This is a genomic window from Alkalibacillus sp. S2W (assembly GCF_046764385.1).
In the GTDB taxonomy this organism is placed as follows: domain Bacteria; phylum Bacillota; class Bacilli; order Bacillales; family Alkalibacillaceae; genus Alkalibacillus; species Alkalibacillus almallahensis.
The window spans coordinates 614,071-633,254 of record NZ_CP177234.1 but is presented as its reverse complement, the minus strand read 5'-3'; the positions used below and the strand labels follow the sequence as shown (position 1 = coordinate 633,254).

21 protein-coding genes are annotated in these 19,184 nt (G+C 37.3%); 8 read left to right on the top strand and 13 right to left on the bottom strand.

Going from position 1 to position 19,184, the window contains the following annotated elements:
* The first annotated feature begins 187 nt into the window (after positions 1-187).
* On the top strand, positions 188-322 hold the full coding sequence (gene sda, locus ACKXGF_RS03420) for a sporulation histidine kinase inhibitor Sda (protein ID WP_411954870.1): 135 nt from the start codon (positions 188-190) through the stop codon (positions 320-322).
* 140 nt (positions 323-462) lie between these two features.
* Here the strand turns inward: sda and ACKXGF_RS03415 are convergent, their stop codons facing one another.
* The 4 genes from ACKXGF_RS03415 to ACKXGF_RS03400 all read right to left on the bottom strand — a co-directional run bounded on the left by ACKXGF_RS03415 (position 463) and on the right by ACKXGF_RS03400 (position 2,802).
* The gene (locus tag ACKXGF_RS03415) at positions 463-1,188 is read right to left on the bottom strand and encodes a hypothetical protein (protein WP_411954869.1); all 726 of its coding nucleotides are present in this window, start codon (positions 1,186-1,188) and stop codon (positions 463-465) included.
* 132 nt (positions 1,189-1,320) lie between these two features.
* A complete protein-coding gene (locus ACKXGF_RS03410) occupies positions 1,321-1,683 on the bottom strand; it encodes a DUF488 domain-containing protein (protein WP_411954868.1) in 363 nt (120 codons plus the stop codon).
* A gap of 257 nt (positions 1,684-1,940) precedes the next feature.
* Positions 1,941-2,345, bottom strand: coding sequence for a DUF3021 family protein (locus ACKXGF_RS03405; RefSeq protein WP_411954867.1), 405 nt, complete (start codon positions 2,343-2,345; stop codon positions 1,941-1,943).
* Between the two features lie 13 nt (positions 2,346-2,358).
* Positions 2,359-2,802 (bottom strand): LytTR family DNA-binding domain-containing protein, encoded by a 444-nt coding sequence (locus tag ACKXGF_RS03400; RefSeq protein WP_411954866.1) that lies wholly within the window; start codon positions 2,800-2,802, stop codon positions 2,359-2,361.
* A 493-nt stretch (positions 2,803-3,295) separates the two neighbouring features.
* Here ACKXGF_RS03400 and ACKXGF_RS03395 point away from each other — a divergent pair, with 493 nt between their 5' ends.
* The 5 genes from ACKXGF_RS03395 (at position 3,296) to ACKXGF_RS03375 (ending at position 8,653) form a co-directional block, all read left to right on the top strand.
* Complete coding sequence (locus ACKXGF_RS03395; RefSeq protein ID WP_411954865.1) at positions 3,296-4,333, top strand: DUF2332 domain-containing protein; 1,038 nt, start codon at positions 3,296-3,298, stop codon at positions 4,331-4,333.
* 381 nt (positions 4,334-4,714) lie between these two features.
* A protein-coding gene (locus tag ACKXGF_RS03390; RefSeq protein WP_411954786.1) for an IS3 family transposase occupies positions 4,715-5,838 on the top strand; the annotation gives its coding sequence in 2 pieces (ribosomal slippage) (positions 4,715-4,964 and positions 4,964-5,838; 1,125 coding nt in all).
* A gap of 4 nt (positions 5,839-5,842) precedes the next feature.
* Complete coding sequence (locus ACKXGF_RS03385) at positions 5,843-6,940, top strand: MFS transporter (protein WP_411955553.1); 1,098 nt, start codon at positions 5,843-5,845, stop codon at positions 6,938-6,940.
* A 153-nt stretch (positions 6,941-7,093) separates the two neighbouring features.
* Positions 7,094-7,519, top strand: a complete 426-nt coding sequence (locus ACKXGF_RS03380; RefSeq protein WP_411954864.1) for a DUF3997 domain-containing protein — start codon at positions 7,094-7,096, stop codon at positions 7,517-7,519.
* Positions 7,520-7,840: 321 nt separating this feature from the next.
* Positions 7,841-8,653, top strand: a complete 813-nt coding sequence (locus ACKXGF_RS03375) for a hypothetical protein (protein WP_411954863.1) — start codon at positions 7,841-7,843, stop codon at positions 8,651-8,653.
* Between the two features lie 149 nt (positions 8,654-8,802).
* On the opposite strand, the gene ACKXGF_RS03370 is transcribed toward ACKXGF_RS03375, so the two are convergent.
* Positions 8,803-9,552, bottom strand: a complete 750-nt coding sequence (locus tag ACKXGF_RS03370; protein ID WP_411954862.1) for an SDR family NAD(P)-dependent oxidoreductase — start codon at positions 9,550-9,552, stop codon at positions 8,803-8,805.
* Between the two features lie 239 nt (positions 9,553-9,791).
* On the opposite strand from ACKXGF_RS03370, the gene ACKXGF_RS03365 reads away from it, so the two are divergent.
* Both ACKXGF_RS03365 and ACKXGF_RS03360 read left to right on the top strand, forming a co-directional pair.
* A complete protein-coding gene (locus tag ACKXGF_RS03365; RefSeq protein WP_354219770.1) occupies positions 9,792-10,178 on the top strand; it encodes a DUF3021 family protein in 387 nt (128 codons plus the stop codon).
* Positions 10,179-10,248: 70 nt separating this feature from the next.
* The gene (locus ACKXGF_RS03360; protein WP_411954861.1) at positions 10,249-10,518 is read left to right on the top strand and encodes a YesK family protein; all 270 of its coding nucleotides are present in this window, start codon (positions 10,249-10,251) and stop codon (positions 10,516-10,518) included.
* A 170-nt stretch (positions 10,519-10,688) separates the two neighbouring features.
* Here the strand turns inward: ACKXGF_RS03360 and ACKXGF_RS03355 are convergent, their stop codons facing one another.
* The 8 genes from ACKXGF_RS03355 to gatA form a co-directional block, all read right to left on the bottom strand.
* Positions 10,689-11,690: a tRNA dihydrouridine synthase gene (locus ACKXGF_RS03355; RefSeq protein WP_411955552.1), complete on the bottom strand. Its 1,002-nt coding sequence runs from the start codon at positions 11,688-11,690 to the stop codon at positions 10,689-10,691.
* Between the two features lie 156 nt (positions 11,691-11,846).
* Positions 11,847-12,137, bottom strand: coding sequence for a hypothetical protein (locus tag ACKXGF_RS03350; protein WP_411954860.1), 291 nt, complete (start codon positions 12,135-12,137; stop codon positions 11,847-11,849).
* Between the two features lie 180 nt (positions 12,138-12,317).
* On the bottom strand, positions 12,318-12,899 hold the full coding sequence (locus ACKXGF_RS03345) for a hypothetical protein (protein WP_411954859.1): 582 nt from the start codon (positions 12,897-12,899) through the stop codon (positions 12,318-12,320).
* Between the two features lie 323 nt (positions 12,900-13,222).
* Positions 13,223-14,608 carry a 23S rRNA (uracil(1939)-C(5))-methyltransferase RlmD gene (gene rlmD, locus ACKXGF_RS03340; RefSeq protein ID WP_411954858.1) on the bottom strand — a complete coding sequence of 462 codons (1,386 nt, stop codon included), beginning with the start codon at positions 14,606-14,608 and terminating at the stop codon, positions 13,223-13,225.
* A 310-nt stretch (positions 14,609-14,918) separates the two neighbouring features.
* A complete protein-coding gene (locus ACKXGF_RS03335) occupies positions 14,919-15,806 on the bottom strand; it encodes a diacylglycerol kinase (protein WP_411955551.1) in 888 nt (295 codons plus the stop codon).
* 56 nt (positions 15,807-15,862) lie between these two features.
* Complete coding sequence (locus ACKXGF_RS03330) at positions 15,863-16,231, bottom strand: VOC family protein (RefSeq protein WP_411954857.1); 369 nt, start codon at positions 16,229-16,231, stop codon at positions 15,863-15,865.
* A gap of 31 nt (positions 16,232-16,262) precedes the next feature.
* Positions 16,263-17,693: an Asp-tRNA(Asn)/Glu-tRNA(Gln) amidotransferase subunit GatB gene (gene gatB / locus ACKXGF_RS03325; RefSeq protein ID WP_167261756.1), complete on the bottom strand. Its 1,431-nt coding sequence runs from the start codon at positions 17,691-17,693 to the stop codon at positions 16,263-16,265.
* Positions 17,690-19,168, bottom strand: coding sequence for an Asp-tRNA(Asn)/Glu-tRNA(Gln) amidotransferase subunit GatA (gene gatA, locus ACKXGF_RS03320; protein WP_411954856.1), 1,479 nt, complete (start codon positions 19,166-19,168; stop codon positions 17,690-17,692). Before gatA ends, gatB begins: the two co-directional genes overlap by 4 nt.
* Positions 19,169-19,184: the final 16 nt, after the last annotated feature.

The following is a 19,184-nucleotide window of genomic DNA, read 5'->3' as shown; positions in this document are numbered from 1 at the left end:
ATCGAATTTACTCACAAAAATAATGCCCTCATCCTATCAAACACCACAAAAATGTTATCTTAAAATAATTTTTTGAACATTCGTTAAAAGATATGGACATTTTTATAACATCATGTATACTATTCCTTGTAGTAAAAAAAAGAATTTTCAGCAAGATGCCCTATCAGACATAGCAGGAGGATTAGTAGTGTACGATTTAAGTAAGTCAACATTAATCGAAGCTTATCAACAAGCGATCAAACAAAACTTAGCTGAAGATTTCATCAAATTAATAGAAAAAGAACTCCATATACGAGGTATTCAACCAGATGAAATCAAATAATTTAATATGATGTGTTTAGAATGGACGCGGACGGGGTACATTATAATTAACACAACACATTTGATTAAAGTTCCCCCTTTTTTCTCACAAAGAAAGCCTTAGTCGTGACACAATATAGTCCGACTAAGGCTTTCTTAATATTAGTTGTATTTGTCAAATCGATAGGTAAATACAATCCAAGTCATGATTATAGCGCGTTCTATTTCATCATCCGAGTTGATTTTGGGATGAAATAATTTCTCACCATACTTTCCCTTAGAGATTTCACCTATTAAAGTATTACCTTCATACACTTCAATATGTGCACGAATGCTTTTAGCTTGAAAAGTAAACTTACGCCCACCCATTTCAAGATGCATAACCTCTAAAAAGCGTGATGCTGTTTTTAAATTAACATCAGTTGAGATTCTAGCAATACTTTCATCTTCTTTAGATATTTGATATGCGTCATTTTTCCAGTCCGATTGAGCAGTCGATACATGATACACTGCAGCTGGATCGTTAAATTTAAACTTTAAATTCAAAAACCATAATCCTGGTGTTCGCATTAAATCGGCCACTACTTTATGCCATTGACGATAATAAACACGATGATAACTCGCCTCACGACTACCGTAATGAAATATGTATTTCTCCCCCGTTAACCACTTTTCGCTAATGGATGTCGCCCATGGCTTATGAGAATGTTCGGGTTCATATTGTTCATCGCGGCGGCTTACAGTTCGAAATATAATGTAAATAACAGGTGCTGCGATTAATAAGAGTGAAGCTATTAGTAATTGGTTCATATCAAATTCACCCGTCACTTGCCATCTTAGAAAAATCCCTACAGAAGCTGCGATAAATAACGCTATTACTTTAGTCATCTCTCTCCTCCTTTCATTCGTTTTTAACAAGAACTACACAATAAAAAAGGCGGTGTAAACACACCGGCCTTATCCAATTTTATATAAAATCACATCGTGTATTCTGCTAATTTCAAATACGTATGTCTTTGATCAAACTCGTTGCTCCAACCAACCCTTCAACACTTGCGCATGATTTTGTTGCGTGTTTTTAGAGGCGAAAAGTAACGTGACATCACCTTGTTTTAGTTGTTCACTAATTGTTTTCACTGCCTCCTGTACACCTTCAGTACTTTCTAGCTCATCACGATAAGCTTTCTTAAATGACTCCCAGTCCATGTCTTCATTATGCAGCGACTTCCGTAAATCGTTACTCGGGGTTAATACCTTTGGCCAGTAATCTACTTTTGCTTTTTCTTTCTTGATCCCTCGTGGCCATAAGCGATCGACTAACACTCGATAACCATCCGTCTCAGCATAATCATCATATATACGTTTTAATAGAATCGATGCCATCAAGAACTGCCTCCCAAATATCTAGTATACTCGCTACCTTATTAAGTTTAGTTTATAAAACCAGATCTTGTATGACAACCATTAGTTACCATTTATTGTGAATTCATTTCACTTTCAGCAATATATAGGTAAACTATATAATTATCTGTAGTATATCAGGAAAATATCAAAAAGTAGTTCAATTAAAAATGAAATACAACAAAATTGAACTACTTAAGTTTTTCTTCATTCTATTAAAGTCTGCAGTCTCACCTGCATTAGCCGAGTTTACTATTAATTTGATCAATCTGGTTCTTCCAATAAAAATAATGACCAAGCCAAATGACTATGAATATACCCGAATAAATCAACGTAACAGTGAGAAGGATCCCCCACTCTAATGGAAACCATTCTGCCCATATACCTAAACTTAGGAAAGTGGTAATCGCCACAATAAAATGTAAACTACTAACAAATAACAAATTATCGCTTTTTTCATAAAACCAACCCAACACTGTATTAATACCTACAATCCCCACTGTAGCAATTATATTTCTAAACAAGAATATTGGACTGATTAAATCATAGCCCATTGCATCTGTGATGATCCAAGTGACAATAACCATCGCATTCGCCGATAAAGACACAACAAGTAATAAAGTTAACAATTTCTTTTTAATCATCTTAAAACATGCCTCACTTTCTAAATAAGATATTTTTAATTTTCTTTGTGTAAGACCTTGTTGAATAAACCTTTTCATCATTCTTGAGGTGAAGAATAATCCGACCGCCAAACGTATACTCAAATCGTTTAACCCATTGTAAATTGACAATTTCAAATCTTGATATCCTTACGAAATGGTTAGGAAGACGAGATTCAATTTCATAGAGCCTTTCCTGAACCTTTTGTTTTCCGGATTCAGTGTTGGCATAAACTGCTTTGTTTTCTGTAAAAAAGAAATGAATTTGATTTAATTCGATCGGGGAAAAGCTTGATCCTTCTTGGGTAATAATCATATTCGACGGAAATGGATCTTCAAATAACTGACTGACCTTATCCACATACGAATGATGCGATTTAGTCCGTAAAATCGTTAAGTCATCAGGCAATGAATCATCGTACTCAACTTTTAATTCCATCAACTCATCCTTTCTGTGTAAATCGTTTAATTATGTGGTTAATTAATTCACATTATATAAAAGGCCGTAATAGAACGGAAGGCAATTCAGATGAAACGTCCTTTTGAGGTGACGAAATGCAAAGTGATTCTGATGAAGATCCTTCTATCATAATTAAGTGAGCCAATCAGTAAATAAAATCAGTCTCCATCTTGCGTTTAGTTCCAGTTAATGGAATAATTTTGTTTAAGTACTAGTAGTCGAATGGGAGTGGGTCATATGAATAACAAGAATATGGGGATAACCTTCATCACGACGGGGTTTATGTTTCTCATGTTATCGATTGTAATAGAATCACCAAACATTTTATGGGGGTTTTTGCTCGCTGTAAGTATTGTTTCGAATGTTGTAGGCACAGGATTAATCGCGAAATTTCTCAAGGAATCCAAAACAAACTCGAGTCAGTAAATGGATCTGATAACAATCTATACCCGACAAGCAAAGGAGGAACAATATGGATCACGCAGCATTATCCCAACGATTTAAACGATTTGCCGAAGAATGCAAAGGGGCGAGTGAATTATATGAGTATCTATCGTTAGAAATAGCTTCAGATGAACAACTACTTGAACTATCAACCTATGCAAGAGAAGGGCAACCAAAACCGAATATGTTATTTGGGGCTGTCCATCATCTGTTATTACAAGGTGCGGATCATGAGTTAGAGAACTTTTATCCCAACATCACCAAACAACCTAAAAACAGCAAAGACTGCTTTCCTGTTTTTAAGGATTTTTGCACAGAGAATCGAGACCAAATTATAGACCTGCTCAGCAGTAAATTAGTACAGACAAATGAAGTGAGACGATGCGCTTATCTTTACCCAGTATTTCATTATGCTTACAAGCAAGTAAACAAGCCCTTGGCCATGATCGAAATTGGAACCAGTGCAGGCTTGCAATTAATGTGGGATCAGTTTAGCTATTCGTATGGGAGTGATGAGGTATATGGGGATGTTGATTCAACAGTACTTATCACATCAGAAGTTAAAGGTAAAATGCCGGAATTGCCAAGTTCAGCTCCTCCTGTCACTCACAAATTCGGCATCGATTTAAATATTACTGACCTTAACGATGACGAAAAATCTAGCTGGCTAAAATCACTCATTTGGCCAGAACATATCGAGAGATTAAAACTCTTTGATCAAGCAGTTGAACTATTTAACCAACAATCAGTCAACCTGATCGAAGGTGATGGCATATCCATGCTTGATGACATTGCTAAGGAAATTCCTGTCGATCAAGCAATATGTATTTTCCACACACATGTGGCAAACCAAATCCCAAACGATCAAAAGCATGAATTATTAAATAAGATTAAGCAATTAGGCAAAGAAAGAGATGTCATTCATGTTTACAAAAATATGTGGGATCAAGCTTTACACCTCGATTACTGGGTCAACGGACAAGAAACTAAATTAATTATTGGCGATACAGATGGTCATGGTCGTTGGTTTGAATGGAATTTAGTTGAGGTGTCTATGGATTATTAAATCTTTTAATCTTGTTAAACGATGTTAAAAAGTAGAATCCACTCTTCTAGGATTATTTCAGCAATACAGTTACTTAAAAATGATTAAAGTGCTATAAAAGCCACTTGCTAATATAAAAGAACTCAAAAGTATGAAAGAAAAGACAACCCCTATGTCGCATTTGATTATAGCGACATCTAGGAGGAATTTAATTGTGGAACAATAAAAATTTCGTACGTTTTTTTAGTGGCCAAATTATTGCCTTTATAGGGCTAGCGTTATTTACGACATCCCTTCCTTATCTAGTTCTTTATTTGGATGGTGGACCGGTTACACTTAATTGGACAGTTTCACTAAGGTCATATACACTTGGTTCAAATATAAAAACTGAGGAGAAAACATATGACCAAACGTCAAAGAAGATCGTTTTCAAAGGAATTCAAAGAACAATTAGTACAGCTTTATACGTCAGGAAAACCTCGTGCTGATATTATTAAAGAATACGAATTAACGTCTTCCACCTTCGATAGGTGGGTCAAGCAATACCGTGATAGCGGGTCCTTTGAAGAAAAAGACAATCGGACACCTGAACAGGAAGAACTTATACAACTACGCAATAAAAATCAACAACTGGCTATGGAAAATGATATTTTAAAGCAAGCCGCGCTGATTATGGGACGAAAGTAGATGTGATTCGTCAAAACCGTCACAAATACTCGGTATCAGCAATGTGTGACGTCCTACAAATTCCTAAAAGTACGTACTATTATGAATCTAAAGCTCGTGAGAACACCGAGAACGAACTCGTAGAACAGATTGTTCAACTATTTAAAGATAGCCGACAAAACTATGGTCAACGAAAAATTAAAGTTGAACTCGCTAAATTAGGGTGGACCGTCTCTCGACGTCGCATCGGACGGATTATGAAAGAACAAGGTTTAGTATCTAAGTATACGGTTGCTCAATTTAAACCCATGAAATCCCAAGCTAATGAATCTGAGATTGGCAACTCATTGAACCGTGAGTTTGATCAATCCGAACCACATAAAGTGATGGTAAGCGACTTAACCTATGTTCGTGTTGGGCATAGCTGGCATTATATTTGTGTGCTTATCGATTTATATAATCGTGAGATTATTGGACATAGTGCTGGCCCCCATAAGGATGCGGGGTTAGTTCACCGTGCATTTGCATCTGTTCAAAAAGATCTTCGTCAATTTCAATTGTTTCACACGGACCGGGGAAGCGAATTTAAAAACACGATCATTGATGAGGCTCTTAATTCGTTCGATATTGAACGATCCCTGAGCAACAAAGGTAATCCGTATGACAATGCTGTTGCTGAAGCCACGTTTAAAGCCATCAAAATAGAGTTTGTTAGGGGTTCCCATTTTATTAACCAACAAGAACTTGACCTTGAATTATTTGATTTTGTGAACTGGTTCAATCACATTCGCATCCATGGTTCACTGGATTACTTAACACCTACCGAATTCAAGTCGAAAGACCTTAACGTTTTTGTCTAGTTTAGTGTTGACATACCATGGGAGCGCAAGCGATATCAGTGGGGTACAAAGTACGTTTATACTACCTCAAATATTTATACTCCTTTTCGGAGGGGTTTTAGTTGATCGACTTCCAAAAAAAGCAGTCATAATCGTGATCGATATTTTAAGAGCAACATGCCTTCTTATTATTGCGACATTGATTTTTACAATGAGTATTCAAATTTGGCACATTTTCGTTCTTACTTTCACTTTAGGGTTGCTTAATACGATTTATAGACCAACACTGAAAGCGTTTTTACCAGCGATCATCCAAAAAGAATTTTTGATTAAAGCAAACTCATATCGTTCAATGGCTAGGGAGATTTCGGAGATGGTTGGTCCCGTCATTGCCGCCTTTTTAGTGGGGGCCATTGGTATATTCGTGACGTTTGGCATCACTGGAATTTCTTTTGTATTAGCAGCCATGCTTTATTGCTTTATTTTTATTGAAAAAAGGACCGAAGTTGAAAAACAAGCCTCGATTTTCAGAGAGTTTGTTGAAGGATTCAAAGTACTTCTGATACATAAGTGGCTAGGTTTGAGCATTCTAATTGCTTCATTTGTAAATATAGGTGTTGCTTCTTTCGATGTTATTATTTTACCTCTCTATGCAGAACGCTATTTTGATGGAATTGAAAGCTTTGGATTTTTATTAAGTAGTATGGCTGTCGGGGCTTTTTTAGGAGCCTTGCTTATTAGCAGAAAAACACATATTGAAAACAGAATGCTAAAATACTATCTGTTTATGTGTGGCATGGGGTTATGTATATTGTTATTAGCCATCGTTCAAGCTTTATTTATTGCCATGTTGCTTATGGTGTTAATAGGTTTTTCAATTACTTCCTTCGTCATTCTTTGGGACAGTACTGTGCAAGAGCTAATCGAAGAAAAGTACTTAGGAAGAGTTACTAGTTTACAAATGTTTGGCGGGCTGCTTTTTTTGCCAGTTGGTTATTATGTTTTCGGTTTCATTATTGACTATATAGGCGTTCAAGCCAGCTTGATTACAAGTTCGTTTTTTGTTTTAATTTCAGCGTGTTCAGGCATTCTTGTTCAATACCTTTATAAAATTAATGTTTAGGTTATTAAATCTCAGATGTAAAGCATCAAACCCTAAATTCTTTACTAACACAAAAAGTACAGCTTATTAAAATAACTTATTTGACCGGGTAGTGTATATAAATTAAAGCCAAGTTTATGTAAAAAATACACTAAATTTTGGGGGATATTTAAATTGAAACTACGTCCAATATTAATAGTAATTACAAGTTTAGTTGTTTTAGTTGGATGTGCAGGCCATTCTGATTATAGCATTGATTTACCAGGCAATTATTCTATTGTAAAAACATCCTCGCATAATGTAGTGATTTCTCCCCAAAAAGATGGTGTATGGAAAAGCAGTGTTATTCCTGCTAAAGTGGTTGAAGTTGCAGGGAATCATCAATACATTATTGCAAAACAAGCTAAATTAAAAGACGATCCTGAAACAGAGAGTGATTATTTAGTTCCAGATAAAAATAATTATAATTTTTGGATATTAGAGATAGAAACAGCAAATGTTATTGGGCCTTTAAATAATAAGGATTTTAAGAAAAAGAGAGAAGAGCTAAAAATCCCTGAAGACATTGTTTTAAAGGAAGTTGAAGAGTTAAATAAATAGTTGCCTAAAAAACTATATAGCCTTTAGGTTATTATATTGATTACATTTATTTTTTCGATTTTAGTTCGTGAAGTCTTTAACAGATTATTATTGATACATTGTTGGGATTAACAACTCATTTTTTAGGGGAAATCTACTTCTGCCCTTTCAAGACGAAGATGTTAAAAACGCTATATCCGACTTCTATGATCGTTTATAACAAATAGCTAGTTAAATTCTTACATTATTGGTTAATAGCATTTACACCAAAATTATTAACTCTTCCTACTAAATACTCATAATAGTAAGCAAATTAAATGAAATTGTAAAGGGGGCTTTTTCTTGATTGCAGACATGTATAAGCGCAGAGAAAAATTAGGTTATATTTTGTTAGCAGTTTTGTTACTTATTATAATAGGGTGGTCTCTTTTTCACCCACCTAAAACGACAACGCAATGGCTGGAGATGTTATTCTTTCTTTTTCCCATCGGCTTCATCTTCTCGGTCATTTTTATAAGTCGTTCACAGTACAATAAGGTGAAACACTTCGAGTTGCCAAATTCTGATCAAGAGTTTTTAAATCTCGATCACATCGTTATAAAAAAGGATGCAACTTTTATTCCTAGATTGTTGTTGTTTGAGAAAAATGGTAGGTATATTGGTATGATTAAACCAATAAAAATACCGTCATGGCTTTACCCATTAATCTTTTATCGGGATTCGTTTATTGAATTCATTCCATTATCATTTTCGTTTGTAACCCATGACGGAAAAACCCAATTCACCTTCCATAAAAAAGGTTGGCTTAAGCAAGTTAACCTGAATATCACAAACCAAGAACAGAATGATATCGGTACATATATACAGAAGGAATTAAATGCCCTATTCCATATAAAGGGACAATTATTTAACGAAAAAAAAGAACCCATTCTCTCAATTAAGGCATCAGGATTTTCTGGGAATTTTAGTTGGAAAGATGAAGATGGGAATCGTTGGGCTTACTTTTATAACGGGAAATTTCCTCACGAATACACCAATGTGTTTAGAGATACGCACAATGACATCGTAGAGTTGTCGGATAAGTTGAACGAGGATGATAAGACTCGACTACTCGCAGTGATTGGATATTTATTTATAGCGCGAGTGAAGCAATAAAGCTGGGGCCTTTTTTGAGATTCTAAAATATAAATTAACCGCTCAGATAATTTCTGAGCGGTTAATTTGATAAATGATTAAAACAAATCAAATTGAGATTTCCTTTTTGAACATAAAGTCACTTTATAATGGCCGTACTCTAGCCGCGACTATTTCGTATTCGTAAATCCACCATCAATACGAATGACATCGCCATTCACATAACCAGCATTAGACGTCAGTAAAAACGTCACAAGTTCTGCGACTTCTTCTGGTGTGCCTAATCGTTTTTGTGGAATACCTTGTTCAGCGTTTTCTTTCATTTGTGGGTTATTGTCGAAATACTGCTTAACCATCGGTGTTTCAGTTGGACCTGGCGCAATCGCATTCACACGCAGACCATCTTTTGCGTATTCAGCAACCATGCTTTTCGTCATGCCCACAATGCCATGCTTTGTAGCGGAATAAGTAACGACTGTATCTTGTCCGATCACACCTGCGCTTGATGATGTATTCACAATCGATCCGCCGCCGTTTTTCACCATGACATCTGCCACGTAATGCATGCCATAAAGGGCACCTAATAGGTTAATGCCGACGATCTTATCAATTTCTTCAATATCTGTATCTAAGAAATACTGTCCACTGCCGGAAATCCCGGCGTTATTAAAGAAATAATCGATTGAACCGAATTGTTCAACAGTTTGATCGACATAGTTTTTGACGTCTTGTTCTTTCGACACGTCTGCTTTAATAAAGGTTGAATTAGCTCCCGCTTGTTTGACGATTTCAACGGTTTCCTGTCCACCTTCTTCATCAATGTCGACGACCGCAATATTAATGCCTTGTTCTGCTAGCTTTTTCGCAGTTGATTGACCTAAACCACTGCCACCACCAGTAATAATAGCTGTTTGACTCATGATTATACCTCCTCTAAATGACTCTATATTTAGTATTCCTTTATTTTGAAGAACTAAAACAAAGTGAGTCAGTTTGTTGTGACGAATATATGAAGCGTTTAGTCATTTCGGGCGCAAAATTATAACTACTTGAGATTCATTTAATATGATACAATGACATAAAATAAATATCCATTTTTTCACAGTGAGTATGTCGATGATGACATAATCATGATTGGTCCATTGGAAGGAAGATTGATTTGAAGTTATTATCAAAGGGATTGTTTAGAGGGCTAATACCGCTTGTTTTATTATTCATCATTTCTTTATGGAATAGATTACAAGGGCAAGTAGAGGAATCAAATGTCTTCTTCTTTTACGGAGTCATTGCTTTTTTCTTAGGACTCAGCAGTGTCATATATGAAATCCCTCAATGGACATTTTCAAAACAAATCCTGGCTCATTATGGGGTCATGCTGTTTACGGTTTTCCCAACTATACTTCTTAGTGGTTTTTACCCTCTGAATTCCGTTACGAATTTTGTAAAAGTTTTTATTGAGTTTAATATGGTAGGAATTATTTTGTTTATCGCAACATACTTCGCTTCTAAGCTGATTAGGAAATTTAATCATGTAAAAACAGAATGAGTTTGTTATTGAACAATCGAGAATAGCATTTTTAATTGTGAAATATTGTTATAAATAAGGAGGGATTTTGATGATGGTTGTAGCACCTTTCTTAATGGCTTTAATACCAGGGATTATTGTATTGACACTTACGTGGTGGTTCAATAAAAAAGAGTTTCATCAATTTATAAGGATATCGCCCGGAATCCTACTAATTATAGCTGCTGCCACTTTCTTCTATATCGGTTTTGTTCACATTAGGGGTTTCGAAGGGGCAGCTTATGGCTTTCTGAGTTTCTTCTTAATTATTTTTGCTATGATATCTTTTACAATCGGTAATAAGGACACTGCTAAACGGTAGTTAAGCAGTGTCCTAACGAGTGCGCTAATTGAAGAAAAGTGAACATTTCCGCGAAGAAGGTTGCCCTCTTTTGTAGTTCAAATCTCATTAGATTATAATGAATTTTTCCAAAAGACTATGTCATCAAAAAAGAGGAAAGCACTCAGCTCTCCTCTTTCAAATCAGTCTATTTAATTCGATACCGAAAACGCCTGGTCTTCTTTGATGCCTTGATGTTCTTGAAATTCATCTAGTAACGCTCGAACTTCATCAGTCGATTCCGTCTCCATCAACTTGTTTCGAAGCGTACTTGCTCCGTGAAAGCCTTTAACATAGATTTTGAAGAAGCGACGTAACGGCTTAAAGATGCGTGGCTCAAGCTCTTCTGAATACTTGTCATGCAAATCAAGTTGCAGTCTTAGTAAATCCAGTAACTCTTCACTCGTATGCTCTTGCTTCTCTGTTTCAAAAGCAAATGGATTATGGAACACACCACGTCCAATCATAACCCCATCAACACCATATTTTTCAACAAGTTCTAAGCCTTTTTGTCGATCAGGAATGTCTCCATTAATCGTTAGTAACGTATGAGGTGCTACTTCATCACGAAGTTTCTTAATCTCAGGAATGAGCTCCCAATGCGCATCGTAGTTACTCATTTCTTTCTTCGTGCGTAAATGAATCGATAAGTTCGTAATATCTTGTTCAAACAAATGCTTTAACCAATCATACCATTCATCAACGTACGTATAGCCTAAACGCGTCTTCACACTAACGGGAATGCCACCTGCTTTAGCTGCTTGAATAAGATCAGCCGCTAACTCAGGCTTGCGAATGAGGCCACATCCTTTGCCTTTAGTAGCCACGTTCGGTGCTGGACATCCCATATTAATATCAATGCCACGATAGCCCATCTCAGCCATGCCAATACTCATTTGCCGGAAATATTCAGGCTTATCGCCCCAAATATGCGCCACAATTGGTTGCTCATCTTCCGTAAATGTTAACCGACCGCGCACACTCGCACGACCTTCTGGATGACAATAGCTCTCTGAATTCGTAAACTCCGTAAAAAACACATCTGGCCGAGCCGCTTCACTAATCACGTGACGAAAAACGACATCCGTCACCGCTTCCATTGGCGCCAACACGAAAAACGGCTTCGGCAACTCATGCCAAAAATTATCTGTCATCATGTTTCGAACCCTTTCCTTGCAATTTCATTTATAAAATAAAGTCATTAATGATCTCTTCACTAAAACCATTATATACTTTAATGGGTTCAGGCTCAAAGTGCAAGGGAAAAGTTTCTCACATGTGTTTATAATTAGATTTCGTCTATGTAAGTATTAGTATTTCTGCTTTAAAAACCAAATTGACAAACCGACCACTGTTAATGTGAGTAGAGCTAAAATCGCTATATAATCTCTATATAACTCAAAAGACACAACTTCTATATAATCATTATAAAGCTCAATCAATAACCAACCAATCGGAAAAATCGGAATAGCTTTGTTTGCAGCTTCTGATCGTATTTTCTTCCCTCGATCATCCTTGGATTCAGATCCCCACTCGAACTTTTGATGAACATATAACGCTATGATAAAAAATGGCACTATTATGACTAGTAAAAAAGACATAATTTGTCCTCCTCGCCACTAGTTTTAAAGATATACGAAAGTTATTCAAAAAATAATTAACTTTTCACACACTATAATCTTATATTTTTTCATCTTAATTGATAAGAAAAGAACTTACTGCTTCTTTATCTTCGTAGATCTGTTGAAAATAAGTGTGGATTTTTAATAAACAAATAAGCACTAAGGTATTGAAACCGAATATATAATAATAAATGCTATAATCACAAACACTAAGATAAAAGCAAGAACAAAAGCAACAAGAAATGATCTCCATGAATATCCTTTAAACTCCAATTTCGTGGATGCTCGGTCGACTTTCCTAATATGTATAATCATGCTAATATTAATGACCACAAGAAATAATGTTAATAAAAAAGCCCAGATGATGATATCCATCTGAATATAATAATTTGTTGAACCATGATAAATATACGCTTGGAATAACATTAACATACTAATTAATAAGTTCGTGAAGTGTCCAATTTTTCGTTGCTTTTCCCACTCATCACCCAATTTTTGTTGTTCATAGTTTGCTACTCGATTAAAAATAGGAACCAATGACTTTATCGGTTGCTTTTTTATAAAACCCACAATTGATTGACTCAGTAATGAAACACCTAATACTAGAAAAAATAAAGTCATCCTCATATCTACTAAAGTTACTAATACTACGAAAATAGTCATTAGTAATATAAATAAAGCATTCGTTACGAGGATTTGTTTTGTTCTCATTTGCTTCAAATCTGATTCTGGCAAATACATTGAAATTCTCCTCACTAAAAAACATCTATTCCTACGCTAGTTGCTTCACGGTCATTCAAGCTTCAGTTCATGTTCATTAATTATTGCTATATTTACACTATTTTATCATAAATATCCAATAAAGATTTTATTAAATTACAAATTTTATTTTTAAAATTTCTGCGCGAACAGTGATAGGTTTGAATACAAGGTAAGACCAGAAAGAAAACTTAAGACTAATATAAAAAATAGGGAAGCAATCACGAAATGAAGGCTTCCCTATTTTTTATATTATTGTGTCCACAAATGTATTCGTGCCTAGCTACAGGTTTCTTCAATGATTATCAACTTACTTTATCCTTTTGAATTAGCCTTGTAACACTCTCCACATGACTAGACTGAGGGAACATATCGACTGGTTGGATTTCCTGCGTTTCATATCCACTATCCGCTAAAATTGCTAAATCGCGTGCTAACGTCGATGGATTACAAGATACATAAACGATTCGATCTGGTTCCATATCGACCATCGCTTGGAGTAGCTTTTCGTCACAGCCTTTTCGTGGTGGGTCAACGACGATCACGTCAGGGTTAAGCCCTTGCGCCTTCCACCATGGCATGACTTTTTCAGCTTCACCTACGAAGAAGTCTGCATTGTCGATATGATTGCGTTTGGCATTAGCTTTCGCATCATCAACGGCTTGTGGGACAACTTCGACACCGTAAACTTGTTTCGCATGCTGGGCTAAAAACAGTGAGATCGTACCTATACCGCAATAAGCGTCGATAACCGTTTCTTTTCCTGATAACTGTGCATATTTTAGTGCTTGGTCGTAAAGTTTTTCAGTTTGCTCTGGGTTCACTTGGTAGAATGATTGTGCTGAGATGGCAAATTCTAAATCGTGAATGCGATCAACAATGACATCGTTACCCCAAAGTGTGTGGGATTTGTCACCCATGATGACATTGGTTTTGTCTGCATTGATATTTTGGATAATACCTTTAATACCTGGATGAAGAGCCTTAATTTTTTCAATAAATTCTTTTTGCTTAGGTAGATCCTTTGTCTTCGTCACGATGACAACCATCATTTCGTTCGTATGGTAGCCTGTGCGTAATACTATATGGCGGATCACACCTTCATGGGTTTCTTCGTTATAAGGCTGGATATTTAATTCTTCAATAATATCACGAATGCCGCGAACCACTTCATCGTTGGCGTCGCTCTGAACGGGACAAGTATCCATATCAATAATATTATGCGTACGTTTTTGATAGAAACCTGTGATGACTTTCCCATCACGCTTACCCACTGGGATTTGTACTTTGTTACGATAGTTCCATGGTTCGTTCATCCCAAGTGTTGGATGTACAGGGACATCGGGCATTTGCGCGATCTTCTTCATCACGTCTTGGACTTGGTTTTGCTTCATCGTTAACTGACGTTCATACGTCATATGCTGGATTTGGCAGCCGCCACATTTATAGAACACATCACATGGTGGCTCGATTCGATGTTCACTCGTGTCATAACGTTCAATCAACTTACCGAACGCTAAATTTTTCTTCACTTTAATGACTTTTACTTTTGCTGATTCACCTGGTAATCCGTACGGCACAAAAATTGGGTAGCCGTCTAATTTACCGACGCCTTCCCCTTCGTGTGTTAAATCACTAAACGTTAAATCTATATATTCATTCTTCTTCACTGGCGCACTCGTTTTTCCCATGGTCACCCGTCCTTCTATTTAACTTGCCTCTATTATAGCTAAAACTTGATGCGCTTAAAAGTTAAAGTCCTTATTGCTAAATATGGTGTGCATACTATAATCGCTGATAAAAGTTGAATTTCGATGATACACTATCAATTTTCGCTGATGAATGGCGCTTTTTCGCCGATTGATCACACTATTTCGCTGATAGAGTGTCAAATTCGCTGATAGAACGATCATGATCACTGAATACAATAACAGTTTCGCCGATTAGACTACAAACAGGGACCATTCATGAAGAAAAAAGAGACCTTCCATTAAGGCCTCTTTAATCTTCAGGTAAAAAGAATTCTATGTGTCGGTATAAATTTTCAAATTTACCAGGCAGTTTTCCACCATATTCACCGTCTAGATTGAGCTGCACATCATCCTTAGCTTCAACGGTAATATGTTGGGCGCGTTTAAAGATAATATGGTCATCATGAATATGATTGCCTCTTAATGCTTTATTGGCGATCATGACGAATTCAGCGATATTAGTAGACTTCATGATTAGTAAATCAAAATAACCATCATCCATTTCGGCATCTGGTGCTAACTTTTCAAAACCGCCAATTGAATTCGTATTGGCAATTAAGAATAGCATGATGTCACCTTCAAACACCTCTCCATCATACTCAATCTTCATATGAGTCGGACGAATGGATGGTAACATTTCGATTCCTTTTAGATAGTAGGCAAGTTGTCCGACAGCTGTTTTTAATTTACTTGGAACTTCGTAAGTTAATTCTGTTAATTTGCCGCCACCAGCAATATTCATAAAATGCTTGTCATTTGCACGACCTATGTCTAACTTTTTCGAATAACCATTTTCGATAATGCTCATCGCTTGATCAACATCACGTGGCACACGAATCGCACGTGCAAAGTCATTCGTCGTCCCCATCGGAATAATGCCTAACTTAGGGCGATGTGATTGTCTTGCAATACCATCGACTACTTCATTTACGGTTCCGTCACCGCCTGCTGCCACTATGACGTCAAATTCACGCTCGCAAGCCAGTTGAGCAGCATCCATCGCACAACCTTCTCCAGTCGTAGCATGAGCTGACGTTTCGAAACCTGCTTGTTCTAACCGTGCCAATACGTCTGGCAAGGCTTTCCGCATCGCTTCACGACCTGAAGTCGGATTATAAATGACGCGTGCCCGCTTAATTGACATAGCTTCACCTTCATTCCCCATATGTTTTCAACCAACATTAATCCACACAGTTATAACCACTCTAAAACTTCTAGTCGATTACCAAATGGATCATGAACATAAATTCGGTTGGCACCAGGTAACTTATCATCTACAGCATAAGTCACCCGTTTTTCATCTAAGTGCTGTTTAAATGCTTCTAAACCTTTAATTTCAAATGCTGGATGCGCCTTTTCTGCAGGATAAAATGGTTCTTCCACCCCAACGTGTAACTGCTGGTTACCAAAGGCAAACCAGACACCACCATTGGCTTTTAACGCTTCAGGTTTGTCCATTTCTTGAAATCCTAAAACCCCTGCAAAAAATTGACGCGCTTCATCTTCTGAATCTTTCGGCGCTGCTAATTGTACGTGGTCAATGCGTTTAAAAGCAAACGACATCTGACCACCTCCTCTCACCGTCATTGGATTTTTAGCGTTTATCCATTTCTTCTAAGATGATCTTGTTAACCATTGGTGGATTGGCTTGTCCCTTCGTTTCTTTCATCACTTGGCCGACTAAGAAACCGAGGGCTTTGTCTTTACCATTCTTATAATCTTCAATCGATTGTTCATTATTGTCTAAAATACCCGTAATAATCTCACGTAATTGATTTTCATCGGAGATTTGCACTAGACCCTTATCTTTAACGATTTGCTCTGGGTCGCCACCGTTTTGAACAAGCTCTGTGACCACCTTCTTCGCAAGCTTCGATGATAAAGTCCCTTCTTCGATTAGGTCGACCATCTTCGTAAGAGCTTCAGGTGTAATCGGTAGCTCATTTAATTCCAATTGTTGCTTGTTCATATAAGCGGAAATATCACCCATGAGCCAGTTCGTTGCTTGCTTAGCATCGGCACCGTGCTCAATTGTCGCTTCAAAGAAATCGGACATTTCTTTCGTATTAGTCAGGACACTCGCATCATACTCGTCTAAACCGAGATCATGCACGTAACGATGACGACGTGAATCAGGCAGTTCTGGAATCGCCTCACGTACGCGCTGCTTCCAGTCCTCATCAATATAAAGTGGTATTAAGTCTGGTTCAGGGAAGTAACGGTAATCATCAGAGCCCTCTTTAACACGCATTAATACCGTTTCTTTCGTCTTTTCATCGTAACGACGTGTTTCTTGTAACATTTCGCCACCTTGGCGCAGAACTTTTTCTTGACGTTTTTCTTCGAATTCAAGTCCTTTTTGTACAAAGTTAAACGAGTTTAAGTTTTTCAACTCTGTTTTAACGCCAAATTCATCTTGGCCATATGGACGTAGTGAAATATTGGCATCACAACGAAGTGAACCTTCTTGCATTTTCACATCAGATACGCCTGTAAATTGAATCAGGTTACGTAGTTTCTCTAAGTAAGCATATGCTTCTTCAGGTGTACGAATGTCTGGTTCAGAAACGATTTCAACCAGTGGGGTACCTTGACGGTTATAGTCAACAAGTGAATAACCATCATCACCGTGAGTTAATTTACCTGCATCTTCCTCTAAATGAAGACGAGTAATACCAATTCGCTTCGTCTCACCGTTCACTTCTATTTCAATATAACCATTTTCACCAATGGGTTGGTCAAACTGTGAAATTTGATACGCTTTCGGATTATCTGGATAGAAATAGTTTTTACGGTCGAATTTCGTATCTGTCGCAATATCGCAATTAAGTGCCATCGCAGCTGTCATCGCATAATTGACTGCTTCCTCGTTTAAAACAGGCAACACACCAGGATAGCCAAGGTCGATTGGATTGACGTTGCTGTTCGGATCATCACCGAACGCGTTTGGACTAGGACTGAAGATTTTCGATTTTGTTTTCAACTCAACGTGGACTTCTAAACCAATGATTGTTTCAAAGTTCATGACTTGGCACCTCCTAGTTGTGGTTGTTGTTTATGATGATCCGTTGCTTGTTCATAGGCATGTGCCACTCTATAGACTGTTGCTTCATCGAAGTGTTTGCCGATGATTTGTAAACCAACTGGCATATCATTCTCAGGATGGAAACCACAAGGCACTGAGATTCCGGGCACACCAGCAAGGTTAACTGGAATCGTCATAATGTCGTTTGCGTACATCGTTAATGGATCATCAATCTGATCACCGACTTTAAATGCAGTTGTCGGTGCGGTTGGACCAATCACGACATCGTAGTTTTCAAAGATTTGATCAAAGTCTTGTTTAATGAGCGTACGAACTTGTTGTGCTTTTTTATAATAAGCATCATAATAGCCTGAACTCAAGGCGAATGTTCCGAGCATAATACGACGTTTTACTTCTTCTCCGAAACCTTCGCTACGAGATTTCTTGAACATATCCATCATGTCTTCCGCATTTTCAGCACGCTGTCCGTAACGCACACCGTCGAAACGTGCTAAGTTAGCTGATGCTTCTGATGATGCAATCATATAATAGGTCGCAACAGCATACTCTGAATGCGGTAGTGATACTTCTTCCCAAGTCGCACCTTGTTGTTCTAAAATACTAAGGGCTTGGCGAACACGAGCTTGGACATTCTCATCTACACCATCACCAAAGTATTCTTTCGGAACAGCGATTTTCAACCCATTAACATCACCTGTTAAAGCATCGCTATAATTCGGAACCTCTACATTCGCACTTGTGGAATCCATCTTGTCTTGTCCAGCAATGACTTCTAAAATTCGTGCGTTATCTTCTACTGTTCGTGTTAATGGTCCGATTTGGTCTAGAGATGATGCAAAGGCTACTAAACCAAAACGTGATACGCGGCCATATGTAGGCTTCATGCCAACAACACCACAATAAGAAGCTGGCTGACGGACAGATCCACCTGTATCAGAACCAAGCGCAAATGGTACTTGTCCTGCTGCAACAGCAGCTGCTGAACCACCACTTGATCCGCCTGGTACATAATCTGTATTCCATGGATTGCGAGTCGATTGCATGCTAGAGTTTTCTGTTGAAGACCCCATCGCAAATTCGTCCATGTTTAATTTACCAATATTAATGGCTTTCGCATCTGATAATTTTTGGACGACTGTCGCATCATATAATGGATCATCTAAATTCGATAAGATTTGACTTGAACATGTTGTGCGAATGCCTTTCGTCACAATATTATCTTTAATACCAATTGGCATACCGAATAACGGTAATAATTGCTCGTTAGAATTTGCTTCATCTAATGCTTTTGCTTCGTTCAAAGCATTCTCTTCATTCAAGGTCACGAACGCTTGAATCTCATCATCAGTTTCACGAATACGATCATAAACTGCTTGGACGAGTTCTGTTACTGTGACGTCTTGATTGTTTAGTTTCTCTTGTAACTGTTTAATGGATAAATCTAAAACAGACATCGTTTATAACCCTCCT

Excerpts from the sequence above, each read along its gene's own strand:
- ACKXGF_RS03415 (WP_411954869.1), bottom strand. The coding sequence starts at position 1,188 with ATGACTAAAGTAATAGCGTTATTTATCGCAGCTTCTGTAGGGATTTTT.
- ACKXGF_RS03410 (WP_411954868.1), bottom strand. The coding sequence starts at position 1,683 with ATGGCATCGATTCTATTAAAACGTATATATGATGATTATGCTGAGACG.
- ACKXGF_RS03405 (WP_411954867.1), bottom strand. The coding sequence starts at position 2,345 with ATGATTAAAAAGAAATTGTTAACTTTATTACTTGTTGTGTCTTTATCG.
- ACKXGF_RS03400 (WP_411954866.1), bottom strand. The coding sequence starts at position 2,802 with ATGGAATTAAAAGTTGAGTACGATGATTCATTGCCTGATGACTTAACG.
- ACKXGF_RS03395 (WP_411954865.1), top strand. The coding sequence starts at position 3,296 with ATGGATCACGCAGCATTATCCCAACGATTTAAACGATTTGCCGAAGAA.
- ACKXGF_RS03370 (WP_411954862.1), bottom strand. The coding sequence starts at position 9,552 with ATGAGTCAAACAGCTATTATTACTGGTGGTGGCAGTGGTTTAGGTCAA.
- ACKXGF_RS03360 (WP_411954861.1), top strand. The coding sequence starts at position 10,249 with ATGATGGTTGTAGCACCTTTCTTAATGGCTTTAATACCAGGGATTATT.
- ACKXGF_RS03355 (WP_411955552.1), bottom strand. The coding sequence starts at position 11,690 with ATGACAGATAATTTTTGGCATGAGTTGCCGAAGCCGTTTTTCGTGTTG.
- ACKXGF_RS03350 (WP_411954860.1), bottom strand. The coding sequence starts at position 12,137 with ATGTCTTTTTTACTAGTCATAATAGTGCCATTTTTTATCATAGCGTTA.
- ACKXGF_RS03345 (WP_411954859.1), bottom strand. The coding sequence starts at position 12,899 with ATGTATTTGCCAGAATCAGATTTGAAGCAAATGAGAACAAAACAAATC.
- rlmD (WP_411954858.1), bottom strand. The coding sequence starts at position 14,608 with ATGGGAAAAACGAGTGCGCCAGTGAAGAAGAATGAATATATAGATTTA.
- ACKXGF_RS03330 (WP_411954857.1), bottom strand. The coding sequence starts at position 16,231 with ATGTCGTTTGCTTTTAAACGCATTGACCACGTACAATTAGCAGCGCCG.
- gatB (WP_167261756.1), bottom strand. The coding sequence starts at position 17,693 with ATGAACTTTGAAACAATCATTGGTTTAGAAGTCCACGTTGAGTTGAAA.
- gatA (WP_411954856.1), bottom strand. The coding sequence starts at position 19,168 with ATGTCTGTTTTAGATTTATCCATTAAACAGTTACAAGAGAAACTAAAC.